We start from the raw sequence: 23,166 nt of genomic DNA, 5'->3' as shown, positions 1-23,166 counted from the left end.
CCCTACCTCACCTCCGCGGCCCTGGCGATGAGCCGGGAGGCGAGCGCCTCCCCGTTCGGCCCGCTCAGCAGCGAATAGTGGGTGCCGTCGACGATCTCGATGTCGAGCCTCCCGGTGACGACCGGCGCCCAGCCGAGGTCGGGCGGCGCGCCCTCGTGACCTTCCGAGGGCCGGTAGAGCACGGCGTCGGCGTCCAGCGGTCCCGGCCGGTAGGCCAGCGAGGCGCGGGCGTGCGCGCCGTACACGCGGGTGATGCGCCTGAGCTGGTCCTTGGTGAGGATGTCCTGGCGGATGTCGGTGGCCTGCTTGGCGGCGGCGAACACCCGGGTGAGGCGTTCTTCCTCGGTGAGCCCCGCCAGGTCGTCAGCGGTGAGGTCGAGCGCCTTGGCGTAGACGACGTCGAGCAGCAGCCGGGCCTCGTCCTGCGCGTAGGCCTCGGGTACGGGCTCGTCGGCGCTGGAGCTGATGATGCCGAGCAGGCCCACCCGCTCCCCCGCGGCCAGCAGCCTGCGGGCCATCTCGTACACCACCACGCCGCCCATGCACCAGCCCGTCAGCAGGTACGGGCCGTGCGGCTGGACCTGCCGGGCCGCGTCGACGTAGTGCTGCGCGAGTTCCTCGATGCTCGTCATCGGCTCGCCGTGGTCGAGCCCGGGGGCTTGGAAGGCGTAGAAGGGATGCCCTGCGGCGCCCAGGTGGCCGGCCATCTCGCGGTAGCAGAACACGTGGCCGCCCAGAGGGTGCACGCACAGCAGCGGCGTACGCCCGCCCTCGGCGTGCAGGACGACGAGCGGGCCCGAGCGCGGCTGCGACCTGGACCTGATCGCCTCGGCCATCGCGGCCACCGTCCCTTGCTCGAACAGGACGACGGCCGGGACCTCGCTGGTGAACTGCTGGCGGACCTTCGCCAGCAGCCTCAACGCCAGCAGCGAGTCACCGCCGAGATCGAAGAACTGGTCGTGCACCCCGATCGACTCGAAGCGCAGCGTCTCCGCCCACAGCTGGGCGAGGTCCCGCTCCAGGTCGTCGCGCGGCGGTGTCGGGGTCCTGGCCAGCACCGGCCGGGCGTTCCCCGCGCGCGGCAGGGCTTTGCGGTCGATCTTCCCGTTCGGTGTCAACGGCATGGACTCCAGCGGGATGAAGGCCGCGGGCACCAGCTGGACGGGAAGCTTGGCGGCCAGGTAGCCGCGCGGGTCGGACGGCGGGCGGGCGTCGGGTTCGAGCACCACGTAGGCGATCAGCCGCCGGTCGCCCGGCGCGTCCTCCTGCAGGGTGACGACGGTCGAGTGCACGCTGGGGTGGGCCAGGATCGCGGACTCGATCTCGGCCAGCTCGATGCGGTGGCCGCGGAGTTTGACCTGGTCGTCGAGCCTGCCGAGGAACTCGATCCGGCCGTCGGGCCGGCGCCTCGCCGCGTCGCCCGTCCGGTAGAGCCGGGCGCAGGGCTCGCCGGAGAACGGGTCGGCGACGAACCGGGTGGCGGTCAGGCCCGGCCGGTCCAGGTAGCCCCAGGTCACCCCGGCACCGCCGATGTACAGCTCGCCGGGGACACCGACCGGCGCCGGCGACAGGTCGTCGTCGAGCACGTAGAGCCGGGTGTTGGCCACCGGGTGGCCGAGGGTCGGCGGGCTGCCCGGCGTGATCTCGTCGGCGGATGACCAGATGGTGGTCTCGGTGGGGCCGTACACGTTCCACACGCGGTCGAAGCGGGCGGCGAGGTCGGCCGCGAGGTCGTCGGGCAGCGCCTCGCCGCCGCACAGGACGCGCAGGGACGGCGGCAGGTCGAGGCCGCCGACCAGCAGTTGCCGCCAGGCCGACGGCGTCGCCTGCATGAGCGTGGGCGTGCCCCGCAGCCCGGCGAGCGCGCGTTCCGGGTCGAACAGCAGGTCTCCCGCGACGGCCAGCCTGGCGCCGGTGACCAGGGGCAGGAACAGCTCCAGCGCCGCGATGTCGAACGACAGCGACGTCAGCGCCACCAGCAGCTCGTCGTGGCCCGCCGCAACCAGATCCGCCATCGAGCTCAGCAGGTTGACGACATTCGCGTGCGTGACCATGACGCCCTTGGGGCTTCCCGTCGAGCCGGAGGTGTAGATCACGTACATCAGGTCCTCGGGCCCGTGCGCGGCGGGGACGGCGGGCGCCGGCTCGTCCTGGAGTATCCGGTGGACGTCGACCAGGGGCACGCCCGGCGGGATCGACCCCGCGGCGCCGGCGTCGGTCAGGATGAGCGGTAGCCGCGCGTCCTGGATCATGTACGTGATCCGCTCGGCCGGGTAGGCGGGGTCGATCGGCACGTACGCCGCCCCGGCCGCCAGCACCCCGAGGACGGCGACCACCACCTCGGCGGAGCGCCCCATGCACACGCCCACCAGGGAGCCGCGCTCCACGCCTCTGGCCCGCAGATCCGCGGCGACCCGATCGACGCCCTCCATCAACGCGCCGTAGGTCAGGTCGCCGACCGCGAGGGCCGCGGGGGTGCGTGCCGCCTGCTCCCTGACCAGCGCGTCCAGGCTGGAGCGCGGCCGGTCGGCGGTGGTGTCGTTCCAGGCGCCCGCGAGTTCCTCGCGTTCCTCGTCCGGCAGCAGCTCGCCCACGATCATGAGGTCGTCGGGACGCTCGGCCAGGGCGATCACCGCGGCCTGGTAATACCGGGCGATCGTGCGCAGCTGGGAGGTGGGGAACTCGCGAGGGTCGCTGACGAGGGTGAATTCCAGCCCGGGACCGGTCATGCCGGCGTTGACCGTCAGCGGGAAGTTGTTGCGCTCGAAGAACCTGGCGTCCACGACCCTGGTCTCCGCGCTGTCCGCCAACGCCTCGTAGACGTGGAAGTCGCGGAAGTCGAAGACCACCTCGAACAGCGACTCGCCGGCGGGCACATGGTCGCGGTGGAGCTGCGCGAGCGGGTAACGCCGGTGCGGCATCATCCGCGTCTCCGCCTGGAACACCCGGGTCACGGCCGAGCGCCAGCTCTCCCTGGCGGACGTGAACCTGAACGGGACCGTGTTGAGGAACAGCCCGAGCGCCCTGTCCCCGCCGGCTGTCTCCGGGCGGCCGTGCGTGACCAGGCCCGTGCACAGGTCACCTTCGCCCGTCAGCAGCCGCAGCACCGCCAGATGCGCCGTCAGGAGCACGGACCTGACGGGGACGCCGAGTTCCGCGGCGAGCGCGCGCAGCCGGTCCGCGACGCCGGTGTCGAGTGTCATCCGGACCGCCGCGTGGTCGTCCCGCTCGCGGTCCCGTACGCGTGGCAGGGCCGTGAACGGGCGCTCCCGCAGCGTCTCCGCCCAGAAGCGCCTGGCATCCTCGGAGGCCAGCGCCTTGCGTTCGAGCGCCGCGTGGTCGCGCATGGCCGCGGCGGGCGCGGGGAGGACGGCCAGGCCGCCATAGCGCGCCATGAGCTCGGTGACCAGGGAGGCCAGGCTCCATCCGTCGAGCACGGCGTGGTGGAAGGTGAGGCCGATCCGGTGCCGCCGCTCGCCCAGCCGGTGGACCTGGAACCTGGCCAGCGGCGGGCTGGCCCAGTCGATCTCCCGGTGTTTCTCGGCCTCGAACCACTCCTCGATCCGGCGCGCCTGCTCGTCCTCGCCGAGCCCGCGCAGGTCGGTCACCGTGACCGGCGCGCGGACGTCCTCGTAGAGCAGTTGCATCGGCTCACTGAACGACGTCAGGTCGAAGCCGGTACGCAGCGCGCCGTGGGCGGCCACCGTGTCGTCGAGGACCCGCTGGAACGCCGCCAGGTCGAGCGGCCCGGCCACGTCGAGGCTCAGGATGTCCCGGTAGGTCGAGCTGCCGGTGTCGTTCTGGCTGTGGAACAGCATGCCGCTCTGCAGCATCGACAGCGGGTAGGCGTCAATCAGACGCATGGCTTTCCTCATTCTCTTCGTGCGCTTCGACGGCGCGCCTGAGCGCGGCGAACCGCTCGCGGTCAGCGTCGGAGAGCAGGCCTGCCGCCGGGTCCTGGGGCGACGTGTCCCTGGCCGCGGCCGCCAGTTCCTCGATCGTGGGGTGCTGGAACAGGTCGTTGACGTCGAGTTCGAGGCCCCGGTCGCGGGCGAGGGCGACGACCCGGATGGCCTTGATCGAATCACCTCCGAGAGTGAAGAAGTTGTTCCGCACCCCGACCTCGGTGTGACCGAGCACCTCGGCCCAGACCTCCACGAGCGCGCTCTGCGCGGGCGTGGACGGCGGCACGAGACCCGCCGGCCGCTCCGGCGACGGCTCCGGCAGCGCCGACCAGTCCACCTTGCCGTTCACCGACAGAGGCAGGGACTCCACCACCACGAACGTGGCGGGGATCGCGAACTCCGGCAGCGTCCGGGCCAGCAGGCCCCGCATCGCGGGCCCGCCCGGCCAGTCAGGCGCCACCACGTACGCCACGAGCCCGGTGTCCGGCCACGCGCGCACGGCGGCGGCACGAACGCCCGGCTGACGGCAGAGCGCGGCCTCCACCTCTCCGGGCTCGACCCGATGCCCGCGCACCTTGACCTGGCGATCGTCACGCCCGAGGAACTCCAGCGATCCGTCGGCCCGGCGCCGCGCCCGGTCCCCGGTCCTGTACAGCCGCCCGCCCACGCCGAACGGGTCGGCCACGAACCGCTCGGCGGTCGCCGCGGGCCGCGCCGCGTACCCTCGGGCCAGTTGCCTGCCGCCGATGAAGAGCTCGCCCGCCACGTTCACCGGCGCCGGCCGCATCCTCTCGTCCAGCACGTATGCGCGCACGCCTGGGACCGGCCGCCCGATCGGGACCGAGACGGTGTCGGCCGCGCCGACGGTGTGCGCGGTGACGTCGATGGCGGCCTCGGTCGGGCCGTAGAGGTTGACCAGCGTGGCCGCGCTGCTTCCCCGGAACCGCTCGGCCAGGTCGGAGGTGAGCGCCTCCCCGCTGCAGACGACCCTGGTGACCGTGGCGGGCAGCCTCTCGTGTTCCAGGTAGGCCCGCAGCATGGACGGCACGAAGTGGCACATCGTCACCCCCTGCTCGGCCATGATCCGGGTGAGCCAGGCGGGGTCGCGGTGGGCGCCGGGCGGCGCGACGACCAGGCGGGCGCCGGTGACCAGCGGCAGAAGCAGCTCCCACACCGACACGTCGAACCCGATGGGCGTCTTGTGCAGGATGACGTCGCCCGGCCCGACCTGGTGCTGGTCCCGCATGCCCAGCAGCCGGTTGACGATGGCGGCGTGGGTGACCTGCACGCCCTTGGGCCGCCCGGTGGACCCTGACGTGAAGATCGTGTAGGCGAGATGTCCAGGCCCGCGACGCGCCGCCGGCGGCGCGTCGCGGCTTCCGTGGTCCGCGGCGGCGAGTGTCGCGACGGCGCCCGCGTCGTCCGCCATCAGCGACAGCCGCTCGGGCGGGTAGGACGGGTCGAGCGGCAGGTAGGCGCCGCCGGCCAGAAGCACGCCGAGAACGCTCACCACCAGCCCGGCGCCGCGTTCCTGCCGGACGCCGACGACCTGGTCCGGCCCGACTCCGGCGGCGCGCAGGTGGTGCGCCACGCCGCAGGCCCTGGACCACAGCTCCCGGTACGTGAGGCTCTCCTGCCCGCTCACCACCGCGATGGACTCGGGTGCGCGTTCCACCTGCTCGGCGACCAGCTCGTGCAGGCATGCGCGCGGCTCGGCGGTCACGGGGCCGGTCGCCGCCGCCATGGCCTCCTCGCGCTCGGCCGCGGTGAGCAGGTCGAGCGCGGAGATCGGCCGCGCCGGGTCGGCCGCGGCCCGTTCGACGACCGTGCACAGGTGCTGCCAGAAACGCGCCACGGTGGCCTGGTCGAACAGGTCCTCCGCGTATTCGACGCCGCCGCGCATCCCGTCGCCGTCCGGGGCCAGCATGAGGTTGAGATCGAACTTGGCGGTGGCGTTGTCCACCCGGACCTGAGCGCCCTCCTGCCACTCGGAGGCGGCCGAAGGGGTGTTGTCCAGGGCGAGCTGGACCTGGAAGATCGGCGAGTGGCTGGGGTGGCGCGGCGGCGCGACGGCCTGCACCAGCCGCTCGAACGGCAGGTCCTGGTGGTCGTACGCACCGAGCGCGACGCTCTTGACCCGGGCGAGCAGCTCGCCGAACCCGGGGTCGCCGCGCAGGTCCACGCGCAGCGCCAGGCTGTTGACGAACAGCCCGATCAACGGCTCCAGCTCAGGTCTGGTCCGTCCGGCGACCGGCGTGCCGATCACCACCTCCTGCTGGCCGGCCTGGCGGCCCAGCACCACCGCCATGGCGGCCAGCATCACCATGAACGGCGTGACGCCTTGCCCTCGTGCCAGCGCCCGCAGCGCGGCCGCCGCCCGCGGCCCGAGCTCCACGGGCAGCACCGCGCCACGCGAGCTCCGCACCGCCGGCCGGGGCCGGTCCGGCGGGAGCGTCGATACCGCGGGCGCCCCGTCGAGCCCGGTGACCCAGTAGTCGAGCAGCTCACTCAGCCGCGATCCGGTGAGTTCCGCGCGCTGCCAGGCGGCGTAGTCGCGGTAGCGCGCGGGCAGGGGCGGCAGCGGATCGGGGCGGCCTTCGCGCCGCGCCGCGTACAGCCGGGCCAGCTCGCCCACCAGCACGCCCACGGACCAGCCGTCGGCCACGATGTGGTGGACGGCCAGCGCCAGCAGGTGTCCCTCGCCGGCGACCCTGACGAGCAGCACCCGCAGCAGCGGGCCGCGTTCCAGGTCGAACGGGCGCGCGGCCTCCTCCGCGGCCAGCCGCTCGGCCGCGGGCCAGCCGTCGCGCTCCTCCAGCCGGATCGGCACCGGCCCGGGCGGAGCGATGAGCAGCCGGGGCGTGCCGGTGGAGTCGGGCGCGAACCTGCTGCGCAGCGTCTCGTGCCGCTCGGCCACCCGCTGGAAGGCCCAGCCCAGCGCGTCGGGGTCGAGCTCGCCGGGGAAGCGTACGGCGCCTTTCATCGTGTACGTGGCGTGACCGGCGTCGAGCTGGTGCAGCACCCACATGCGTTCCTGGGCGAAGGACGGCACCGCCGGCCCGGTGGAGCGGCCGATCGCGGGCCGGTCGGCGGACCGCTGCGCGAGCAGCCGTTCGAGCAGGGCTCGCCGCTCGGGCGGCAGCGCGGAGACCCGGTCGGAGATGGCGCTCATGACAGCTCCCGTAGTCGTGCCTCGACCTCGTCGTCGGACATGGTCTCGATGGCCGTGAGCAGTTCCTCCTCGGCGGCGACCCGGCGCTCGACGATCACCAGGGCCAGCTGCTCCACGGTCGGCGCCTCGAACAGGTCGCGGACGCCGAGGTCGGCGTCCAGCTCCGCGCGTGCCCTGGCCACGAGCGTGGTGGCCAGCAGGGAGTGACCGCCGAGCGCGAAGAAGTCGTCGCGGACGCCCACCTCTGCGCGGTCGAGCAGGTCGGCCCAGATCGCGGCCAGCGCCTTCTGCAGCGGCGTGGACGGCGGCACCCGCGGGCCGGCCGCCGGCGCCGCCGCGGGCTCGGGAAGGGCGTCCCAGTCCACCTTGCCGTTCGCGGTCAGCGGCAGCGCGTCCACCCGGATGATCCGGGCGGGCACCGCGTGTTCAGGCAGCTCCTGGCGAGCGAACGCGGCCAGGTCGGGATCGCCCGACGCCGCCACGTACGCCACCAGGTCCGACTCGCGCCATGGCTTGACCGCGGCCGCCGTCACCTCCGTGTGCCGCGACAGCGCGGCCTCCACCTCACCGGGCTCGACGCGGTGCCCGCGCACCTTGACCTGGCGATCGCCACGGCCGAGGAACTCCAGCGACCCGCCGGGACGCCGCCGGGCGCGGTCACCGGTGCGATAGATCCGCCCTCCGCCGGGCCCTGCGACGAACCGTTCGGCCGTGAGCCCCGGCCGGCCCGCATAGCCCCAGGCCAGGTACGGCGTGCGGACCCACAGCTCGCCGATCTCGCCGAGCGCGGCAGGCCGTCCCATGGCGTCGGCGACGATCAGGTCCACGCCGTCGACCGGCTCGCCCAGGCGGTGCCAGGGCGGATCGTCGGCGTCCACCTCCGTGTAGGCCATCGCCTGGGGCGTCTCGGTGGCGCCGTAGAAGCTCACGCACCGGGCAGCGGGCGCGACCCGGCGCAGCCTTGCGACGTCGTCCGGTGTGAGGCGGTCGCCGCCGCTGAACACCAGCCGCAGGTCGGGCAGCGGCCCCGACATCTCGGCGAGCGGGCGCAGCATCGGCGGTGTCAGGTGGACGACGGTGATCCGGTTGCCGGCCAGCCACTGCCCGATCAGGGCGGGGTCGGCCATGACGTCCGCGCCGGGGATGTGCAGGGTCGCGCCGAGCCGCATCGGGGTGAAGACGTCGCGCAGGACCGGGTCGTAGCCCAGACCGGACAGCAGGGCGAAGCGATCGTCCATGGTGAGCCCGAACGTGGCGATGTGCCAGTCGACGAAGTGCGCCACCGGGCCGGGGCCGCCGAGCACGGCGTTGGGCGTGCCGGTGGAGCCCGAGGTGAACATCGCGTACGCGGCCGCGCCGTCGACGCCTGGCGGCGTGTCGGGACGCCCGTCGGCCGGGTGCTCATGGAGCTCCAGCACGGGCCTTCCACCGACCGCCTCGATCATCCGCTGCCTGCGCCTGGGCGGGTGCGCGGGGTCGACGACGGCGAACGCCGCGCCGGCCTTGTGGCAGGCGAGCATCGCGACCACGAGCCGCGCCGAGCGCGTCCCGGCCAGCGGCACCACGTCGCCGGGACGGACGCCGGTCTCGATCAGGTGATGGGCCAGCCGGTTGGCGGCCCGCTCCAGCTCGCCGTACGTGATCGCGCCTGCCGCGTCGGCGAGCGCGATGCCGTCCTGGTCGGGCGCCTGGTTCGGCAGCGGCAGGCGCGTGGGACCTCGCACGGCCAGGGCGGGCCCGGGCTCCTCGTCCGCCAGGGGATACGCGAAGACGTGCCGGTCGGGGTCGCGGGCCGCGGCCCTGAGCAGCCGGGCCAGCTGGCCGAGGAAGTCGTGCATGAGCTCCGGCTCGTACAGCTCGGCCCGGTAGCTGAGGGTCAGATCCAGCGCGTCCTCGTCCTCGCTCACGTAGAGCGTCAGGTCGAACTTGGGCGTGGTCTCGGCCTCGCCCAGCGGCTCCACGTCCAGACCGGGCAGGGACAGGCCGGCCTTCGCCACGTTCACCACGTTGAGCGCGACCTGGATGAGGGGGCTCCTGCCGAGGTCGCGTTCGGGCTGGAGCTCTTCGATCAGCTTCTCGAACGGCAGGTCCTGGTGGGCGTAGGCGCCCAGCGCCACCTCGCGCACCCTGTCGAGCAGCTCGGCGAACGTGGGGGCGCCGGCCAGGTTCACGCGCATGGCCAGCGTGTTCATGAACAGGCCGATGAGGTGTTCCAGCTCGGTTCTGCGCCGGCTGGCGATCGGGACGCCGACGACGACGTCGCTCTGGCCCGACCACCGTGACAGGACCGTCGCCATCGCGGCGAGCATGCCCATGAACGTGGTCACGCCGTGGGCCGCGAACAGCTTCCTGACAGCGCTCGCCGCGTCGCCGTCCAGGCGTGCGGCGGCTGTCCCTCCTCTGGGCGGCCCGTCGGCGTTCCTGGGCAGGTCGATGCTGGTGGGCGCTCCTTCGAGGGTCCGCAGCCAGTACTCCAGGTGCGGGGCCAGCGCGCCACCGGACAGCGCCTCCTGCTGCCAGCGGGCGTAGTCGCCGTACTGGACGGGCAGCTCGGGCAGGTCCGTCCCGCCGCCGTTCAGGTAGAGCCTGCTCAGTTCGTCGGCCAGCAGCCCGACGGACCAGCCGTCGGCCACGATGTGGTGCGCGGTGACGGTCAGGATGTGCTCGTCGTCGCCCGTCCTCAGCAGGCAGGCCCGGATGAGTGGCCCTCGTTCGAGGTCGAAGACCGTGGCCGCCTCGGCGTCGCACAGCCGCAGCGCTTCGGACGGGCCGCCGGCCGGCTCCGCGCGGCGCATCGTCCACGCCTGCGCCGGCAGCACCCGCGGCGCGGGCCGGCCGTCCACGCTGGGGAAGACCGTGCGCAGTGCCTGGTGCCTGTCGATGACGGCGCGCAGGCAGCGCTCCAGCAGTTCGGGGTCCAACGGTCCGGTGAGCCGCCACCTGCCGTGCATGTGGTACGCCGTGGACCCCGGGTCGAGCTGGTGCAGGAACCAGAGCCGGCGCTGCGCGGAAGAAAGCGGCGCAGGCCCGCGCCCGGGCAGGATCGGCGGCAGCAGGTCGCCCGGCTCGGCCTCCGGCCCCGCCGTCAGCCCGGCCGCCAGCCCTGCCACGGTCGGCCTCTCGAACAGCGTCCTGACCGGCAGCTCCACGCCGAAGCGGTCGTGGATCCTGGCCAGGACGCCGGTCGCGAGCAGCGAGTGGCCGCCCAGGGCGAAGAAGTCGTCGTCGGCCCCCACCACGGGCACGTCGAGCACCTCGGCGAAGATCTCGGCCAGTTCCCTCTGTTCCCTGCCCTCCGGCTCGCGGTACGTCCCGCCGCGCCCGGCCCAGTCGGGAGCCGGCAGCGCGGCCCGGTCCACCTTGAAGTTGCCCGTCAGGGGGAACTCGTCGACGACGACCACCGCGCTGGGCACCATGGAGCCAGGCACACGCTCCGCCATCCAGGCGATCAGCTCCCGCTCCAGCCGGCCGGTGTCCGCCTCGGCACAGTCGTCGCGCAGGAGCACGTGTGCGATCAGCCGGTTGTCCGGCCGGCTCACGCCGGCCACGGCCGCGCGGAGCGCCGGGTGCCGGCCGAGCACCGTCTCCACCTCACCGAGTTCCACCCGGAACCCGCGGATCTTCACCTGGTGATCGCCCCGGCCCAGGAACTCGATCTCCCCGTCGGGCAGCCTTCTGCCCAGGTCTCCCGACCGGTACAACCGTGCCCCCGGGGAGAACGGGTCGGGCACGAACGCGGCCGCGGTCAGCCCGGGCCGCCGCCAGTAGCCCCAGGCGAGCCCGTCCCCGCCGATGTAGATCTCGCCCAGCACGCCGACGGGCACGGGCCGCATGCGGCGGTCGAGCACATGGACGGTGGTGTTGGAGATGGGTCCGCCGATCGGTATCGACGGCCTGGTCAGACTCTGCTCGGTGACGCGGTGGCGGGTCGCCAGCGTGGTGGTCTCCGTCGGCCCGTAACAGTTGGCGAGCTCGAGGCCGGGGGCGCTCCTCAGCGCCCGCCCGGCAGGCCCGGCCAGCATGACGTCACCGCCGCTGAGCAGCCGGTCGAGCGCGCGCAGCACGCCTGGCCGGTGGTCGGCGAGCTGGTGGAAGAGCCCGGCGGTGAGCAGGAGGACGGTGACGCCGTGCTCCAGGACGAGCCGCTCGATCTCGCTGAGCGAGGGCCTGCCAGGCGGAGCCATCACCAGCCTGGCGCCGTTCAGCAGGGCGCCCCAGACCTCGAACGTCACCGAGTCGAACGCGGCGGGCGCGACCTGCAGCAGCACGTCGGCCGAGCTCAGCGAACCGAGGTCGCTGCCGACGACGAGCCTGACGATGCCGCGGTGCGGGATGGCGATGCCCTTGGGCACCCCGGTGGAGCCCGAGGTGTACATGATGTAGGCGAGCTGGTCGGCGCGGGAGGGCAGGCCGAGCCCGTGGGCGGGCAGGCCGGCGAGCTCGGGGCCTGCCTGGTCGAGGGCGATGGCGCCGGTCGGCAGCAGGTGCAGGAAAGCCGAGGAGGTCAGGACGATCTCGGCGCCGGTGTCGCGCAGCATCTGCTCCAGCCGGGCCGCCGGGGTGTCGGTCTCGAACGGCACGTACGCGGCGCCGGCCTTGAGCACGGCGAGCTCGGCCACGACGAGGTCCGCCGAGCGCTCCATGAGCAGGCCGACGCGGTCCCCCGGCCGGACGCCGCGGGCGTGCAGGTACCTGGCCAGGCGGTTGGTCAGCGCGTCGAGCTCGCCGTAGCTGAGTGTGGCCTGCCGCTCGGGCAGCACGAGCGCGACCGCGTCCGGGTGCAGCGCCGCCTGCCGCTCGAAGAGCGTGTGCACGGCGAGGTCGCGCGGGTAGCCCACGGCGGTCGCGTTCCAGGCCGCGGTGAGCTCCGTGGTCTCACGCTCCTCCATCAGGCCGAGCTCGCTCAGCGGGCGCCCGGGATCGTCGGCTGCCTGGCGCAGCGTCTGGGCGAGGTGGTCCGCCCAGCGCGCCACCGTCTCCGCCGTGTACAGCTCCGTGCTGTACTCCAATGCGACCGCGAACCTGCCCGGGTTCGCGGTGTACGCGGCCAGCAGGTCGAACTTGGCCGTCCCCGTCGCCAGGGAGTCGCCCTGGCCGGTGTCGCCCTCGTCCAGCGACATCACGACCTGGAAGATCGGGTGGCGGCTCGGGTCCCGCTCCGGGGCGACGGCCTCCACCACCCGGTCGAACGGCACGTCCTGGTTGGCGAAGGCCGCCAGCGTCTCGGCCCTCACCCTGCCCAGCAGGTCCGTGAAGGACGGATCTCCCGCGAGGTCGGCGCGCACCGCCAGCGTGTTGACGAAACAGCCGACGACCTCGTCGAACTCTGGTCTGCTCCGCCCGCTGACGACGGTGCCCACGATCAGGTCGGAGGCTCCCGTGAGCCTGCTGAGCAGGGCGAACTGAGCGGCGAGCAGCACCATGAACAGGGTGGCCCCGTGCCGCTTGCCCACCTCGCGCAGCCGTTCCGCCAGCTCCACCGGCAGTTCCAGCAGGTGGGTGTCGCCGGCCGCCGACCTGGTGGAGGGCCTGACGTGGTCGGCGGGCAGGTCCAGCACGGGGAGCGGGCCGGCCAGCCGCTCGCGCCAGTGGTCGAGCTGGGGCCGCAGGGCGCCGGCCTCCAGCATGGCGTCCTGCCAGGCGGCGTAGTCGGCGTACTGCAGCGGCAGTGGCGCGGGTGGCCGCCCGTCGCGCAGCGCGGCCAGGTCCCTGGCCAGCAGCCTGATCGACCAGCCGTCCGCCGCGATGTGGTGCACGGTGAGCAGCAGCCGGTGCTCCTGGGGCGACGTCCTGACCAGGACCGCGCGTAACGGCGGGTCGTTCGACAGGTCGAAGGGCGCCAGCGCGGTCCTCCTGCCCAGTTCCTCCAGCCGTCGGCGCCGTTCTCCCTGCGGCAGGGCCGACAGGTCGACGACGTCGAGCGGGTCGCCAGGGACGGGGAGCACGCGCTGGCGCGGCTCGCCGTCCTCCTCCACCACCACGGACCGCAGCACCTCGTGCCGTTCGAGCAGCGCGCGGAGGGCGCGCCGCAGCCCCTCGACGTCCAGGTCGCCCACGATGGGCGCCGAGAACGGCAGGTGATACGTGCTGCCACCGGGATCGAAGCGGTGCAGGAACCACAGCCGCCGCTGCGCGTGCGACAGCGGCAGCGTCCCCACGCGCGGCACGGGCACGGGAACGGGGACGGGAACGGGCTCTCCGGACTTCTCGGCCCGCCTGATGAGCGCGCCCAGAGCGGCGACGGTGGGGCACTCGAACAGGTCGCGCAGGGTGATCTGGACCGATCGCCGGCGCCGGATCCCGGCCATCACGGCCATGGCCGACAGGGAGGTGCCGCCCAGGGCGAAGAAGTCGGCGTCCGCGCCCGCCGGCACGCCGAGCACCTCCGCGTAGACGTCGGCGACCAGCCGCTCCCACTCGTCCCTGGGCTGGGTCGGCTCCTGATCCGGGTCGGCGGCGACCGGCGGCAGCGCGCTCCTGTCCACCTTCCCGTGCGGGGTGCGCGGCAGGGAGTCCAAGTGGACGAACGCCGAGGGGATCATGTGGCCGGGCAGCAGGGCGCGCAGGGGGGTCCTGAGGTCCGCGCCGCCGGCGGCCACGTAGGCGATCAGGCGTCCGTCCGCGACGGTCACCAGCGCCTCGCGGACCCCCTCGCAGGACAGCAGGGCGGCCTCGACCTCCCCCGGCTCCACCCGGAAACCGTTGATCTTCACCTGGTCGTCGCCTCTGCCGAGGTACTCGATCAGGCCGCCGGGCAGGTGGCGGGCCCGGTCACCTGTGCGGTACAGGCGGGCGCCCGGTGTGCCGCCGAACAGGTCGGGGACGAACGCGGCGGCGGTCTCCGCGGGCCGCCGCCAGTAGCCCCGGGTGACGTTGGCCCCGCCGATGTACAGCTCCCCCGCCACGCCGACGGGCACCGGGTTCAGGCATGTGTCCAGGATGTAGGCGGTGGTGCCGGCGAGCGGCCGGCCGATCGGCACGGTCACCCCGGCCCTCGTCTCGTTCAACGGGTGGACCAGGACACCGACCGTGGTCTCCGTCGGGCCGTAGTGGTTGACGACCGCGCAGCGGGCCCGGTCGCGCAGCGGCCCGGCGAACTCCCAGTGCGACGCCTCCCCCCCGATGATCAGAGTACGGCGCGGCAGCACGCTGTCGTCGCCGGTCTCCAGCAGCATCGCCAGGTGCGACGGCGCGATCTTGAGGTAGTCGATCCCGGCGGCCTCGAAGTACCTGGCCAGGGCCGAGGCGTCGGCGGCCTGCTCCGCCGAGATCAGATGCAGGGTGCCACCGCCGATCAGCGGCGGGAAGAGCATGGTGACGCAGGAGTCGACTGTCAGCGGCTGGAGCATGGCGTAGCTGCCGCCCGTCGAGAGCCCGAGGTCGGCGACGACCGCGCGGACGTAACTGTGCACCTGCCGGTGTTCGACCACCACGCCCTTGGGCAGGCCGGTCGAGCCCGAGGTGTGCAGGAGGTAGGCGGCGTGCGCGGGCCCGGCCACGGGCGGGAGCGGCGAGGAAGGCCCGTCGCGCCAGCGCTGCTCGGCGTCGTCGAGCGGGACCGCCCGGACGGAGGCGGGCAGCCGTTCCAGGTGAGCCGAGGACGTCACCACCACGCGGGCGCCGGTGCCGTCGAGTATGCGGCGCAGCCGCTCGGCCGGTTGGTCGGGGGCCAGCGGCACGTACATGCCCCCGGCCTTCATCACGGCCAAGACCGCCAGGGGCAGCAGACAGGAGCGTTCGAGGCAGACGCCGACGGGGGTCTCCGCCCCCACCCCGAGCGAGCGCAGGTGGCGGGCCAGCCGGTCGCTGTCGCGGTCGAGCCGCTCGTAGGTCAGCGTCCCGGTCTCGTCGGCGACGGCGATCGCCTCCGGGGTGTGGCGGGCCTGGGCCGCGAACAGGTCGTGCACGCACGCCTGCGGCGGCAGCGCGGCGGTGCGGTTCCAGGTGTGCACGATCTCGTGGTGCTCGTCGGGGCCGAGCCGAAGGAGTTCGCGCAGCGGCCTGCTCGGGTCCGCGGCGGCGCCGCGCAGGAGCCGATCCAGGCAGTCCAGCAGCCTGCCCGCGGTCTCGGGGAGGAACAGGTCAGTGTCGAAGGTCAGGTCCAGCCGGAGGTCCGCACCGTTCCCTGTCGCCGTCAGGGTCAGCTCGCGCTTGGCGATCCCGCCATCGCCGAGGTCGAGCGGGCTCAGGGTGAGGCCGGGCAGGTCGAGGTCGCCGCGCGCGGCCTCCTCCCCGACCAGCATCGCCTGGGCGAAGGGCGGGTGACCCAGGTCTCTGGGCGGGTTGATCTCCGCGATGACGTGTTCGAGCGGCACGTCCTGGTGCTCGAAGCACTCCAGCGTCGTGTCCCGGGTCCGCGCCACGAGCTCGGGGAACGTCTCGGCACGGGCGGGATCACCCGCGAGATCGACCGGCAGCACGAGCGTGTTGACGAAGCAGCCGACCAGTTCCTCCAGCTCCGGGCGGCCTCGCCCGGCCACGGGGGTGGCGACGGGGACGCGCTGCTGCCCGGTGAAGCGGGCGAGCACCGCGCCGAACCCGGCGAGCAGCGCCATGAACCTGCTGCCCCCGCCGAAGGCGCGCAGCGCGGCGGCGGTCCCGGCGTCCAGGTGCAGGGTCCTGGTCGCGCCCCGGCCGCTCGGGCGCGCCGGGCGCGGCAGGTCGGCGGGCAGTTCCAACGTGGCGGGCAAGCCGTCGAGCGTCCGCCGCCAGAACTCCCTGCCCTTCCGCATCGCCGGTCCGCCGGACTCGGCTCGCTGCCAGGCGGCGTAGTCGGCGTACTGGATGGGCAGCGGCGGCGCCTGGCCGAGCCTGCCCGCATAGGCGAGCGCGAGGTCGCGCACCAGCACGTCCAGCGAGCGGCCGTCGCCGGCGATGTGGTGCATCACCAGGATCAGGGCGTGCTCGGCCGCGCCGAGGCGCACCGAGAGCAGCCGGAGGAGCGGGCCGCGAGCCAGGTCGAAGGGGCGCCGGGTCTCCGCGGCGATCAGGTCGAGCAGCGCGCTCTCCGGCCGGCCACGCCGATCGTGAGCGATGAGCTCGGGGCCGGCCGCAGAGTCCACGTCCACGCGTGGGACGCCGCCGTCCTCGGTCACCGTCATCCTCAGGGTCTCGTGGCGTTCGGCCAGTTCGCGCAGGCTCGTTCTGAGCCGGTCGAGGTCGAGTTCCCCCCGCACGCGCACGCCGGCCAGCAGGATTCCCGCGGGGGCGGCGGGATCCATGTGCTGGCGCAGCCACAGGCTCTCCTGCGCCGGTGACAGGACCCGGGCGGCGCCCGGAGGGCGGACTGGTATGGGGGCGGTCCTCGCCTGGTCCGGCGTGGTCGCCGCCCGGGCGGCCAGCCGGCGTTCGAGCACGGCCCGCTCGTGCGGCGCGAGGCGGGCGATCCGCTCCGCCAGGCTCTGCATGGAGTTGTCCCGCTCCGTCACGCCTGCCCCCCTGACTCGCACATGTGGTGAACCGTCTCCAGCGCCTCGTCCCGCAGCGCCTGCTCCCTGGTCAGCCGCAGATCCGGTGCGGCGGGGAGCAGCCGGTGGTCGCGGCGGAAGCGTTCGCGTCCGCCGCCGGTGACGTTGAGCAGCACGACCGCGTCCCTGGGTATGAGGCCGCCCTCCGCCTCCTCGCGCAGCGCGGCCAGCGCGAACGCGGCCGGCCGCTCGATGTCGATGCCCTCGCACGTCAGGAACAGCTCCATCGCCGCCGTCGCCGCCGCGTCGCTTGAGGCGGTGACGACACCGCCGCTCTCCTTCAGCGCGTCCCTGACCCCGCCGCGCACCAGGTAAGGGGGCTGCCGGTTGGTGAGCTCGGGCGTGCTGGACGTGCGGGCACGCTCCCTGTCGTCCGCGGCCCCGTCGGCCGACAGCCAGGCCCGGTACAGCGGCGCGCAGGAGTCGTTCTGGCAGAGCACGAGGCGCGGCGGCGGATCCGCCCCCAGCCGGACGGCGGCCTCGTGCGCCGCGATGGCCCCCACGCCACTGCCGACCGCCTGGAAGTAGTGGTCGGGAGTGCGCCCGATCGCCTCGTAGGCCGCCAGCATCACGGTGGCCAGCCCGTCGCGGCGGGCCACGTTCCACCCGCCGCCCTCGGCCTCGAATCCCGGCAGGGCCGCCAGCCGCCCGGCGAACGCGATCGCATCCGTGTAGTCGGCGCCGCCGCCCAGGCTGATCAGTCGCACATGGGGATGGCGCCGCTCCCGTGCGGAAAGCCGGCCGAGCATGGTCTCCGGCACGACCAGCAGGCACGGCGTGGACGAGCGGGAGCCGGCGGCGGCGAACGCGGCGGCCGTGTTGCCCGCCGAGGAGACCACCAGCGTCTCCTGCCTGCCTGCGCGTCTGCCGAGGACGGCCGCCGCCTCGAGCTCTTTGAACGTGCCCGTCTCGGCGAACGCGCCGCGATCCGGCCAGTAGCCGTGGAAGGCGATCCAGAGCTGTCCGAGCCCCAGCCGCCTGCCCAGTTCCGCCGACCGGTACACGAGGGTCCCCGGGGCGTCGGGGGAGACCTCGCGGATCGGCAGCCACTCCCGGTAGCGGAACAGCCCCCGCTCCTGCGGGCACGGCCGCAGGGACATGGCGGCGTACTCGGTGCGCAGGTAGGCGGGCTCGTGGGGCGCGGGGCAGGTCAACAGGCAGCCGTCGTCGTCGTAGCGGCGTTCGCAGGCCGTGCAGCGAAGCGCGTAGTGCCGGTCATTCATCGCTCTCCAGCCGATCGGCGGAGCGCGGCGGGCAGTTCGAGCGCGCCTCCGCCGTCGCGGGCGGCCAGGTAGCGGCTCCTGTCGGCCCGGCGGATCGGCCCGAGGCGGGAGTCGCGCCGCTCCGCGCCGTCGATCAGCGCCGCCACCGCCGCGACCGTGGGTTCCTCGAACAGCCGGTGCAGGGCGAGCTCCACCGAGAACGCCTCCCTGATCTGCGCGGCGAGCTGGGACAACAGCAGGGAGTGCGCGCCCAGGTCGAAGAGGTTCTGCCGCCTGCCCACCGCCTCCGCGCCCAGCAGGGCGGACACCAGGCCGGCCACCGCGCGTTCCGTGCCCGTGGCAGGTGGTTCGCCGGCGGGGGGCGAGACGGGCTCCGGCGCGGGGAGGCGGGATCTGTCGATCTTCCCGTTGGCGGTGACGGGCAGCCGGTCGAGCCGGACGAACACCGAGGGGATCATGTAGCCGGGCAGGCACTCGGCGAGCGCCCTGCGCAGGTCGTCCTGGTCGGGGGGCGTGCCTTCCAGGTAGGCGACCAGGGTGGAACCGTGCGCGGTGACCACCGCGCGCCGCACGCCGGGCCGGCGTGACAGGGCCGCCTCGACCTCGCCCGCCTCGACCCGGTGGCCGCGGACCTTGAGCTGATGGTCGGAGCGGCCGAGGAACTCCAACTCGCCGTCCGGCCTCAGGCGCACCAGGTCGCCGGTGCGGTAGAGGCGGGCGCCCGGCCGGCTGAACGGGTCGGCGACGAATCTCTCGCTCGTCATGGCGGGACGCCCGTGATACCCGCGCGCCAGCCCCATGCCGCCGATGTAGAGCTCGCCGACGGCTCCCGGCGGCACCAGCCGGAGCGCCTCGTCCAGCACGTACGCGCGGGTGCCCTCGATCGCCCGGCCGATGGACACCCGGCCGGCGCCCACGATCGCGGCGGTCGACCAGATCGTGGCCTCGGTGGGCCCGTAGAGATTCCACAGAACGGCGCCCTTGCCCGCCAGTTCCTCGGCGAGCCGAGCCGGCAGCGCTTCGCCGCCGCAGAGCATGGTCAGCGCGGGCGTGCCTGACCAGCCCGCGTCCAGCAGGAGCTGCCAGGTGCCCGGAGTGGCCTGCAGGTGGGTGGCCGGGCCCGTTTCCAGTGCGGCGCGCAGCAGCGTGCCGTCGCGTGCCGTCCGTCTGTCCAGGAGCCGGACGGTGGCGCCCGCGGTCAGCGGCACGAGCAGTTCGAGCACGGCGATGTCGAACGACACGGTGGTGATCGCCGGCACGTGCGAGCCCGGCCCGAGGCCGAACAGCCGCCCGGCCGCGCGGCAGAAGGCGGCCAGGCCGCCGTGGGTCACCGAGACGCCCTTCGGACGGCCCGTCGAGCCCGACGTGTAGATCACGTAGGCGAGGTCGTGGGGGCCGGGAGCGCCCGGTTCACCGAGCGGTCCGCCGGTGCCGCCCATCGTGACGACGGCCGCCCCGCCCGGGTCGACGCCGCTCCCCGGCTCGGTGATCACCGCGGCCGGGCCCGCGTCGTCCAGCATGTCGGTGATGCGGCGCGGCGGGAGGTCCAGGTCGATCGGCAGGTAGGCCGCGGCCGTCCTCAGCACGCCGAGCAGCGCGACGATCAGGTCCGGGGTACGCGGCAAGGCGACCGCGACGATGTCGCCCGCGCCGATGCCGAGCCCGGCCAGTCGCCGCGCGAGCGCGTCGGAGCGGCGGCCAAGCTCGGCGTACGTCAGCGTCTCACCCGCGCAGGACACCGCGGGCACGTCAGGACGGGCGAGGACCTGCTCGTGGAAACGCTCGACGAGCAGCGCGGCGGCCGGTTCCGCGCCGGGCGCCGGCGGCAGCAGCAGGCCCCGTTCCCGCTCCGTCAGCATGGGCAGCGCGCCGACCACGCGGTCGGAGCGCGCGGCGATGCCGTCGGCGATCGTCTGGAAGTGGGCGGCCATCCGCCCGATCGTCGACTCGTCGAACAGGTCCGCGTCGTACCGGAGGGTGCCGCCGAGGCGTCCGTCGCCGAGGTCCCCCATCGCGAGTGCCAGGTCGAACTGCGCGTCCTCCGCCGCTGACTCGAGCGAGCGCAGCGCGAGCCCGCCGATGCTCAGCTCGCCGCCCTCCCGGCCCAGGGCGAAGGGGGCCAGCCCGCGCACCGGCGTCTGATGCAGCGAGAACATCGCGTGGATCAACGGCGTGTGGGCCGAGCTGCGCGCCGGTCGCAGCCGCTCCACCAGCGTGGCGAAGGGGAACGCGCCGTGCCGCATCGCCTCACGGGTCTCCTCGTGCACGCGCCGCAGCATCGTGGGGTACGGCTCCGCCGGGTCGACGGTCGTGCGCAACGGCAGCGTGTTCACGAAGCACCCGGCGGTCCCGGCGAACTCGGCCTGCTCACGCCCGTGGTAGGGGGTGCCGACGACGACGTCCCTGCGGCCCGCGTACCGGGACAGCAGGATGTGGAAGGCGGTGAGCAGGACCGTGAACAGGGTGACGCCCTGGGCCTCGGCGAGCTGGCGCAGGGCCGTGCCGGTCCGCGCGTCGAGGTCGAGCCTGACGCTGGAGCCGCGAAAGCGGGGGCTGGGCGGCCTGACGCGATCGGCGGGAAGGGCCGGCTCTGCCGGCATGCCGTCGAGGCGCTCCCGCCAGAACCGCCACAGCCGCTCGCCCTCCTGCCCCGACAGCAGCTCGGCCTGCGCGCCCACGAACTCGGCGTACGTCCTGGCCGGGACATCGGGCCGCCCGCCCTGGTAGAGGAAGTCGAGATCGCGCAGCAGGAGCGAGACCGACCACAGGTCGGCCACCAGATGGTGGACGGTGAAGACGAGGCGGTGCGCGCGCGGGCCGGTCGAGAACAGGCGCACGCGCAGGAGCGGGCCGCGTTCGAGGTCGAGCGGCTTGCCGGCGGCCTGCCGCACCGCCTCCGCGAGCTCGCGCTCGCTCCAACCCGCGCAGTCCACATGCTCGAAGTCCGGCTCGAGCACCGGATGCGTCACCTGCCTGGGACCGCCGGGGAAGGTCGTGCGCAGTGCCTCGTGCCGATCGGCGAGCCGGCGCAGCGCGTCGGACAGCCGGGGGACGTCGACGGGCGACTCGAGGGCGGCCTCGGCGCTGAGCAGGTAGGCGCTGCTGTGCGGGGCCAGCTCGTGCATGAACAGCATCGACCGCTGTGAGGCCGAGACCGGCGCTTCGCGGGGCGGCTCCCGATCAGGCGGTTGCGCGGCTGTCCGGTGGGGGTGCTCCCGTGGGGTGAGCGTGGCCGCCAGCTCGCGCGCCGACATCCCGATGGCGTCCTCCAGGTCCACGCTGGAGTCGTGATCCCGCCGAACGCGGTGCCACAGACGCAGCGCGCCCAGCGAGTCCAGGCCCGCGGAGACCAGCGGCAGGTCGCCGGGGACCTCGCCGGGCGCCAGGCCGAGGATGGCGGCCGCCTCTCGCTGGATCATCCCCTCCGGTCCGTCGGCGACGGGCCGCCCGGCGGGCTGCCCGGCGGGCGCGGCGGAGGAGAGCACCTTGAGCTCGCCGGCGAGCAACCGTTCGCGACAGGCTCCGCGCTGCACCTTGCCGCTGGTGGTCCTCGGCAGTGAGCTCGCGCGGATCAGCACGACCCGTCCGGGACGCACCTCGTGCGCGCTCACGACGGCCTCGGCGACCGCCGCGGCGATCGCGGGCAGCTCGGCCTCGGGGGTGCCCCTGATCACCTCGTGGACGATGACGAGTTCCTCGGTGCGCCGGCCGGGCAGCGAGAACGCGGCGCCGCCGCCGGCGGGGAGCGCGGGATGCGACAGCGCGGCGGTCCGCTCGATGTCCTGCGGATAGAGGTTGCGGCCACGGATGACGACGAGGTCCTTGAGCCTGCCGGTGACGAACAGCTCTCCTTCGCGCAGGAAGCCCAGGTCACCGGTGCGCAGCCAGGACTCGCCGCGCAGGGTGCCGTGGGGGAACGCGCCGGTCAGATAGCCCTTGCTGATGCTCGGGCCGGCGACCCAGATCTCTCCGACGACGCCGTCGTCGACGGGCTCGCCGGTGACCGGGTTCACGATCGCCAGCGGGTCGCCGAGCGGCGCCTTCCCCGACCCGACCACCGTCATCTCGCCCGGGCCGCCGTCCCTCGGCAAGGTGGCACGCGCGAGTGCCCCGCCGCGCGGCTTGCTGGTGACCATCAGCGTGGACTCCGCGAGCCCGTAGCACGGCGTGAACGCCTCGCGCCGGAACCCGCAGGCTCCCATCGTCTCGGCGAACCTGTCGAGCGTGGCCGCGCTGATCGGCTCGGCCCCGTTGAAGGCCACCTCCCAGGAGCTGAGGTCGAGACCGGCCAGGTCCTGTGGCGAGATCCGCTCGGCGCACAGGTCGTAGGCGAAGTTCGGGCCGCCGCTCATCGTCGCCCGGGTCTCGCTGATCATCCGGAGCCAGCGGACGGGATCCATGGCGAAGTCGGACGGTGACATGAGGGCCGCGCTGCCGCCGCTGTAGACGGTCTGCAGCACGCCGCCGATGAGTCCCATGTCGTGGTGGAGCGGCAGCCAGGAAACCGCGCGCAGCTCCGGGCCGGTCCCGAAGGCGTGGGCGATCACCTGGGAGTTGTGCAGCAGATTGGCGTGGGTCAGCCGCACTCCGCGCGGGGCCGAGGTCGAGCCGGAGGTGTACTGCAGCAGCGCGAGGTCGTCCGGGAGCGGGTCGTCGTGGGTGAAGGGGAGGTTCGGGCCGCTCAGCCAGCCCTCCACGTCGGGCGTGTGCACGCCGGCCAGCGCGGGCCGGTCGGCCGCCCTGCGGGCCATCCTGGCGCGGCCCGCGGCCGTGGTGAGCGCGAGCGTGGCGCCGGTGTCGGACGCCATCGCCGCCAGCCGGTCCAGGGCGGATCTGCGCGCGGTCGGCGGGTAGGCCGGCACCGGCACCACCCCGGCGCGGAAGCAGCCGAGCAGGGCGATCACGTATTCGATGCCGGGCGGATAGAGGATCAGGACGGGGTGTGACGGGCGCAGCTCGGCCAGGTGGGCGGCGTAGGTCTGGGTCAGCAGATCGAGCTCGCCGTAGGTGAGGCTGGTCCGGCCCTGAGTGCCGGGGGAGACGTGGGTGCCGGTGGGACCTTGGACGTCAGGGGGAAAGGTGAAGGCGACCTTTCCCGGCTGACATCGCGCCCAGTGACGGACGATGGAGGACCAACCCGCGGACGGACGGGTGTCGCCGTCGGCGTACGTGTCACGAAATCCTGACATATTGCTCCTCAGCCCATGGCAGGGCTGAGCGTTCTTGTTCGCACAAGAATTCTCCCCGCAGCTCAGATTCGCACCCCGTGCAGAGTCCATTGCAGCGCTACCAGCGGTTCTGAGCCCTTCAGTCACTTCCCCGTGCCAGGCCCATCCGCATCAGAACGGGACCATATCTAACACATCCCGACATTGGTAGGTCTTTTCCCGTTTTTCCTG

The 23,166-nt window shown here is 73.8% G+C and carries 5 protein-coding genes; all 5 read right to left on the bottom strand.

The window, feature by feature from the left end:
• Positions 1–2: 2 nt before the first annotated feature.
• The 5 genes from BMX74_RS03460 to BMX74_RS03440 are packed head-to-tail and all read right to left on the bottom strand — an operon-like array spanning position 3 to position 22,956.
• The gene (locus BMX74_RS03460) at positions 3–3,863 is read right to left on the bottom strand and encodes a non-ribosomal peptide synthetase (RefSeq protein WP_177227196.1); all 3,861 of its coding nucleotides are present in this window, start codon (positions 3,861–3,863) and stop codon (positions 3–5) included.
• Positions 3,850–7,077: a non-ribosomal peptide synthetase gene (locus BMX74_RS03455; RefSeq protein WP_091098203.1), complete on the bottom strand. Its 3,228-nt coding sequence runs from the start codon at positions 7,075–7,077 to the stop codon at positions 3,850–3,852. The genes BMX74_RS03460 and BMX74_RS03455 overlap by 14 nt, the downstream gene beginning before the upstream one ends.
• Positions 7,074–16,505 (bottom strand): non-ribosomal peptide synthetase, encoded by a 9,432-nt coding sequence (locus BMX74_RS03450; RefSeq protein WP_091098201.1) that lies wholly within the window; start codon positions 16,503–16,505, stop codon positions 7,074–7,076. Before BMX74_RS03450 ends, BMX74_RS03455 begins: the two co-directional genes overlap by 4 nt.
• Entirely contained in the window at positions 16,502–17,767 is a 1,266-nt protein-coding gene (locus BMX74_RS03445; RefSeq protein ID WP_091098199.1) for a cysteate synthase, read from the bottom strand. Before BMX74_RS03445 ends, BMX74_RS03450 begins: the two co-directional genes overlap by 4 nt.
• Entirely contained in the window at positions 17,764–22,956 is a 5,193-nt protein-coding gene (locus tag BMX74_RS03440; RefSeq protein ID WP_177227194.1) for a non-ribosomal peptide synthetase, read from the bottom strand. The genes BMX74_RS03445 and BMX74_RS03440 overlap by 4 nt, the downstream gene beginning before the upstream one ends.
• Positions 22,957–23,166: the final 210 nt, after the last annotated feature.

Source organism: Nonomuraea pusilla (assembly GCF_900109355.1).
Lineage (GTDB): Bacteria > Actinomycetota > Actinomycetes > Streptosporangiales > Streptosporangiaceae > Nonomuraea > Nonomuraea pusilla.
This window is presented reverse-complemented; position numbering and strand designations above follow the sequence as displayed.